The 6298-nt window shown below is 69.0% G+C and carries 6 protein-coding genes; 4 read left to right on the top strand and 2 right to left on the bottom strand.

What is annotated here, in order from left to right:
- From AC1DO7_RS38570 to AC1DO7_RS38560, 3 genes are all read left to right on the top strand, one after another.
- Positions 1–893, top strand: an 893-nt coding sequence (locus AC1DO7_RS38570) for an aminotransferase-like domain-containing protein (protein ID WP_477117367.1), incomplete at its 5' end; no start/stop codon positions are given.
- Positions 894–1008: 115 nt separating this feature from the next.
- The gene (htpG, locus tag AC1DO7_RS38565; protein WP_477117366.1) at positions 1009–2922 is read left to right on the top strand and encodes a molecular chaperone HtpG; all 1914 of its coding nucleotides are present in this window, start codon (positions 1009–1011) and stop codon (positions 2920–2922) included.
- 91 nt (positions 2923–3013) lie between these two features.
- On the top strand, positions 3014–3526 hold the full coding sequence (locus AC1DO7_RS38560) for a DNA-deoxyinosine glycosylase (RefSeq protein WP_441613318.1): 513 nt from the start codon (positions 3014–3016) through the stop codon (positions 3524–3526).
- Here the strand turns inward: AC1DO7_RS38560 and AC1DO7_RS38555 are convergent.
- Positions 3516–3980: a GNAT family N-acetyltransferase gene (locus tag AC1DO7_RS38555; RefSeq protein WP_441613063.1), complete on the bottom strand. Its 465-nt coding sequence runs from the start codon at positions 3978–3980 to the stop codon at positions 3516–3518. The genes AC1DO7_RS38560 and AC1DO7_RS38555 overlap by 11 nt on opposite strands.
- A 125-nt stretch (positions 3981–4105) precedes the next feature.
- The gene (locus tag AC1DO7_RS38550; protein ID WP_441613062.1) at positions 4106–4879 is read right to left on the bottom strand and encodes an alpha/beta fold hydrolase; all 774 of its coding nucleotides are present in this window, start codon (positions 4877–4879) and stop codon (positions 4106–4108) included.
- A 231-nt stretch (positions 4880–5110) separates the two neighbouring features.
- Here AC1DO7_RS38550 and AC1DO7_RS38545 point away from each other — a divergent pair.
- A partial coding sequence (locus AC1DO7_RS38545) for an HD-GYP domain-containing protein (protein ID WP_477117365.1) occupies positions 5111–6298 on the top strand: 1188 nt, incomplete at its 3' end.

Below are 6298 nucleotides of genomic sequence, written 5' to 3'. Positions count from 1 at the left end.
GTGCCGTGCCCGAGCAGATCGTGCTGACCTCGGGCATCACCCAGGCGCTGGACCTGATCGCCCGGCTCTACCTGCGCGCCGGCGACGCGGTGCTGGTGGGCGACCCGGCCTGGTTCGTGATGTTCGGCCGCTTCGCCGCGCAGGGCGCGCAGCTGATCGGCATGCCCTATACCGCCGAAGGTCCGGACCTGGAGGCGCTGGAGCGCATCCTGCAGGCACGCCGCCCCCGCCTGATGGTGATCAACTCGGTGCTGCACAACCCCACCGGGACCTCGCTGTCGGCCGCCAAGGCCTTCCAGCTGCTGCGCCTGGCCGAGCAGTACGACCTGCTGATCGTCGAGGACGATATCTACTGCGACCTGTGCCCGCCCGGCCATGCCGCCACGCGGCTGGCCAGCCTCGACCAGTTGCGCCGGGTGATCTACCTGGGCAGCTTCTCCAAGACGCTGGCCGCCAACCTCCGCGTGGGCTTTATCGCCGCGCACCCGGAGATCGCCGCCAACCTGACCGACAGCAAGCTGCTGGCCGGCCTGGCCTCGCCGGAAATCAACGAGCGCGTGCTCTACAAGGTGCTTACCGAGGGCCATTACCGCAAGCATGTGGAGCGGGTGCGCACCAGGCTGGACCGCGCCCGCGACGACACCCGCCGTACGCTGGAGCGCCTCGGCCTGACCCTGTTCCCGGGACAGCATGCCGGCATGTACCTGTGGGCGGATACCGGGCGCGACACCAACGCCATCGCCACCGCCGGGCACGAGGAAGGCTACCTGTTCGCGCCGGGCAGCCTGTTCTCGCCGTCCCAGATGCCGTCGGGCTGGATGCGCTTCAACGTGGCCAGCAGCCAGGATCCGGACATGCTGGCCTTCCTGGAGCGTCAGTTGGGGCGGCGTTAGCTGCACTTGAAAATCATGCCCCGCGTCCCTATGTTGGGGACAACGGCCCGGCGCCCATGTGCCGCGGCCAAGAACCAGATTTTTCGTTTCAGCCAAGTTTGCCAAGAGGAGAACCATGACCGCACCGCACGAGACGATGAGCTTCCAGGCGGAAGTGAAGCAATTGCTGCACCTGATGATCCACTCGCTGTACAGCAACAAGGAAATCTTCCTGCGCGAGCTGATCTCGAATGCTTCGGATGCCACTGACAAGCTGCGCTTCGAGGCGATTGCCAACCCGGCCCTGCTCGAGAACGACGCCGACCTCGCCATCCGCATCGAGGCGGACGCCAAGGCCCGCACGCTGAAGATCACCGACAACGGCATCGGCATGAGCCGCGACGAGGCCATCCGCAACCTCGGCACCATCGCCCGCTCGGGCACCAAGGAATTCTTCCAGCAGCTCTCCGGCGACCAGCAGAAGGACGCCGCGCTGATCGGCCAGTTCGGCGTGGGCTTCTACTCGGCCTTTATCGTGGCCGACAAGGTCACGGTGGAAACKCGCCGCGCGGGCTTGCCCGCCAGCGAGGCGGTGCGCTGGGAAAGCGCCGGCGACGGCGAGTTCAGCGTGGATGCCATCGACCGCGCCGAGCGCGGCTCCACCATCACGCTGCACCTGCGCGAAGGCGAGGACGATTTCCTCTCGGGGTGGAAGATCAAGGGCATCATCCAGAAGTACTCCGACCATATCTCGCTGCCGATCCGCATGCCCAAGGAAGTGTGGGATGCCGAGACCAGCGCGTACAAGGAAACCGGCGAGTGGGAGAGCGTCAACCAGGCCAGCGCCCTGTGGACGCGTTCCAAGTCGGACATCACCGACGAGCAGTACACCGCCTTCTACCAGCACATCTCGCACGACAACCAGGCCCCGCTGGCGTGGACCCACAACCGCGTCGAAGGCCGCAGCGAATATACCCAGCTGCTGTACGTGCCGGCGCGCGCGCCGTTCGACATGTTCGACCGCAACCACAAGGGTGGCCTCAAGCTCTACGTGAAGCGCGTCTTCATCATGGACGAGGCCGAGCAACTGCTGCCGTCCTACCTGCGCTTCGTCAAGGGCGTGGTGGATTCGGCCGACCTGCCGCTCAACGTGTCGCGCGAACTGCTGCAGGAAAGCCGCGACGTGAAGGCCATCCGCGAAGGCTGCACCAAGCGCGTGCTGTCGATGCTGGAGACGCTGGCCGACAGCGAGGACGAAGCCGAACGCGCCAAGTACGACACCTTCTGGCAGCAGTTCGGCCAGGTGCTCAAGGAAGGCCTGGGAGAAGACGCCGGCAACCTCGAGCGTGTCGCCAAGCTGCTGCGCTTCGCTTCCACCCATGAGGACAGCGCCGAGCAGAAGGTGGCGCTGGCTGCCTACGTGGGCCGCATGAAGGAAGGCCAGGACAAGATCTACTACGTCACGGCCGACAGCTGGGCCGCGGCCAAGTCGAGCCCGCACCTGGAAGTGTTCCGCAAGAAGGGCATCGAAGTGCTGCTGCTGACCGACCGCGTGGACGAATGGATGCTGTCCTTCCTGCGCGAGTTCGACGGCAAGGAACTGGTGTCGGTGGCACGCGGCGACCTCGAGCTCGGCGCGCTGGCCGATGCCGGCGAGAAGGCTGAGCAGGAGAAGGCCGAAGGCGACTGGAAGGAAGTGCTCGAACGCGCCAAGACCGTGCTCGACGGCAAGGCCAAGGACGTGCGCGTGACGCTGCGCCTGACCGAGTCCGCATCGTGCCTGGTGTCGGACGAWGGCGACATGAGCGGCTACCTGCAGCGCCTGCTCAAGCAGGCCGGCCAGAAGGCGCCCGACGCCCAGCCGATCCTGGAGCTGAACCCSGASCACGCGCTGGTGMAGAAGCTGCGCGCGCTGGCCGAGGCCGGCCCCGCCGACGAGGCCTTCGGCGACCGCGTGCATGTGCTGTTCGACCAGGCCTTGCTGGCCGAAGGCGGCACGCTGGAAGATCCGTCGGCCTACGTGCGCCGGATCAACAAGCTGCTGGCCTGAGCACGGCTCCGATCCTGACCGGGGGCTGGCCGCCCTCTCCCGCTCGCGGGGGAGGGCGGTGCCGAACATGGCCGTAGACGAAGAACAGACAATGGCGCTCAAGCGCTGCTTCCCGCCCGTGGTCGACGCCGACACTCGGGTGCTGATCCTTGGCAGCCTGCCCGGCGAGGTGTCGCTTGCGCAGAGCCAGTATTACGCGCACCGGCAGAACCGTTTCTGGCACCTGACCGGCGCGGTCATCGGCGAGGACCTGGTGGGGATGGACTACGCTGCGCGCCTGCGCACGCTGCTGGCCCACCGTATCGGCCTGTGGGACGTGGTGGCCGAAGCGCGCCGCGAGGGCAGCCTCGACAGCAACATACGCGACCACGCCGGCAACGACCTGCCCGGCCTTGTCGCCTCGCTCCCCGGTCTCGAAGTCATCGCCTTCAATGGCGGCACGGCCGCGCGCATCGGCGCCAGGGCGCTCGACCAGCATGCCGCGCGGCATCACATCGTCAAGCTGCCCTCCAGCAGTCCCGCCTACACGCTGGCCTATGCGGAGAAACTGCGTGCCTGGCAGGCGCTGCGGGCGTGGCTGTCCGGTCCCCGCGTCACAGGCTGAGCTTGTAGCCCTCGTGGCTGGCCACGAAACCCAGCCTCTCGTAGAAACGGTGCGCATCCGGACGGCCCTTGTCCGTGGTGAGTTGCACCAGCGAGCAGCCACGCGAGCGGCATTGGCCGATCGCCCATTCGAACATCCTCTGTCCCAGGCCCGTGCTGCGCTGGGCCGCGGCGACCCGCACCGCTTCGATCTGTCCGCGCCATGCACCCCGGCGCGCGATGCCCGGGATAAACGATAGCTGCAGCGTGCCGACCACCATGCCGGCGTGGACCGCGACCACGAGGCGCTGGTTGGGGTCGGCCTCGATCGCCGCGAAGGCGCGCAGGTAGCGCTCGTCCAGCGGCGAGCCGACGGTTTCGCGCTGGCTGCCGAGTGCATCGTCGGCCAGCAATCCGACGATGGCGGGGAGGTCGTCCGCCACCGCCGCCCGAAATATCACTTGTTCCATGCCCATGCCCATGCCGCGCGACAAGATGCGCGCCGCTTCGGTGAAGAGGCAGGTATCTTGTCACGCGGCCGGGCGCGGCGCCAGTCGCCACGACGGCCGGCACCGTTGCCGATGTGCGGGTGCCAGGGCGCTTATTGCGCGCTGGCCTGGACGGCGTCGAGGATGACCCTGGCCACGTCGGCCGGCCGTGACTGCTGCGGCACGTGGCTGCTCGGCAGGCTCGTGACCTTGGCGCCGATCTTCCTGGCCATCGCGCGTTCGAGGTCCGGCTGGATCATGCGGTCCTTCTCGCTGACGATGTACCAGGAGGGGCGGGTGGTCCACGCGGCCGTGGTGACCTTCTCGCCGAACGACTTTGCCTGGATGGGACCTTGCGTGACGGCCATGACGCGCGCCTGCGCGGCCGGCACGTCCTGCGCGAAGTCCTGGGCCATCGCCTCGGGCGGCAGCGACAGGTAGCCTTGCGCATCGGCGACCAGCTTGCTGATGCCCGGCGGCGTGGGATAGCCCTTGCCGACGTCTTCGGTGGACTGGCCGGCGTCGGGCGCGAACGCGGCGACGTACACCAGCGCCGCCACCTTGTCGTCGTTGCCGGCCTCGGTGATCACGGTGCCGCCCCAGGAGTGGCCGACCAGCACCACCTTGCCTTTCTGGCTGTCGATGGCGCGGCGGGTCGCGGCGACATCGTCCTGCAGCGAGTTCAGGCCGTTCTGCACGGCCTGCACCTTGATGCCTTTGGCTTGCAGCAGCGGGATCACCTTGGCCCAGTCCGAGCCGTCGGCGAAGGCGCCATGCACGAGCACGACCGCGGGGGCCTGGCCGGCGGGCGCGGCGGCGTGGGCGAAGGTGCCGGCGGCCAGCGCCAGGGCGCCCAGGGCAAGCGAAATGGTTTTACGATGCAGCATGGAGGATCTCCGGTTGGTTGCTCGGCACGGGGTATGTGACTGGAGCCCAGTATCCGGAATTGCGCCGCCGGCGGGGATCGGTCGATTAACCGACCCCTGGCGACGCCGCCGTGTGCTTTTGTGTTCCCATTCGTCATCCGGGCATTCCCGGCTATCCTGCCTGTTTCGCCGCAGTCGCCCGCAGCCGTCCGCAACCGCTCGCAACCGCTCGCAACCATTACCGAACGCCACATGCAAAGCCCAGACACCGTGCCGGTCCGCGACGCCATTCTGGCTCTGGCCTTTATCGGCGACCTGAGCATGGGCCGGCCGACCGACCACTCGCCGCGTACCGCGTGGCTGGCCGCGCAGCTCGCCGCGCTGGCAGGCTGCGGCGCGTCCGGCAGCAGCGCGGCGCAGCAGGTGGCGCTGCTGCGCTGGTCGGGCTGCACCGCCAACGCGGCCGGCTTCGAGGCGCTCCTCGGCGACGACGTGGGCGGCCGCGATGCCATGCTCACGCAGACCTTGCCCGCGCTCAGCCACGCGCAGCAGCGCGACATCGTCCCGCTGGCGGAAATCCACTGCGAGGTGTCGGGCGAGATCGCGGCCATGCTGGGCATGCGCGGCGAGGTGGAGCACGGGCTGCGCAATATCTTCGAGACCTACGACGGCAGCGGCATGCCCGGCGGGCTCCGGCATCCGGAGGTGCCGGAGCTGGTCTATCACGTGGCGCTGGCCAGCGACCTGGAGATCCTCAGCCGCGCCCACGGCCTCGATGGCGCGCTGGCGCGCATCGCGGCGGCGGGCAATCGCAAGTATCCGGACGCGCTGGTGGAGCCGCTGCGCCGCCGCGCGCGCGACTGGCTGGCTGAGCTGGACGGCGAGGCGCCCGGCGTGCCCGGCATGCCCGCCGCGGAGGAAGTCCGCCTGACCGTGATCGCCGACGTCATCGATCTCAAGCTGCCGTGGATGACCGGGTACTCGCGGCAGGTGGCGGAGCTGGCGCGTGCGAGCGCCGCGCTGCAGGGGCTCGATGCCGGGCTGCAGGCGCGGCTGCACCGCGCCGGCCTGATCCACGGCATGGGCCGCGCCGCGCTGCCCAACCGCTTGTGGAACACGCCGGGCCGGCTGCCCCCGTCGGACTGGGAACACATCCGCCTGGTGCCTTACTGGACCTCGCGCGCGGCCCGCCAGATCGGCGACCTTGGCGCGGAAGCGGAGCTGGCCTCGTATGCGTATGAGCGGCTCGACGGCAGCGGCTATTTCCGCGGCCTCGGTGGCGACGCGCTGTCGGCCGCGCACCGCACGCTGGGCGCATCGGCGGCGTGGGCCGCGCTGCGCGCGCGCCGCCCGTGGCGCGACGCGCTGCCGCAGGACGCGGCGGCGGCCTTGCTGCGCGAGGAAGCCGCGCGTGGCCGCTTCGATGCGGATGTGGTCGAG

This window comes from Cupriavidus sp. 05N40 (genome assembly GCF_056397305.1).
The sequence above is the reverse complement of the archived record's forward strand: the minus strand, read 5'-3'. Positions and strand labels throughout refer to the sequence as shown.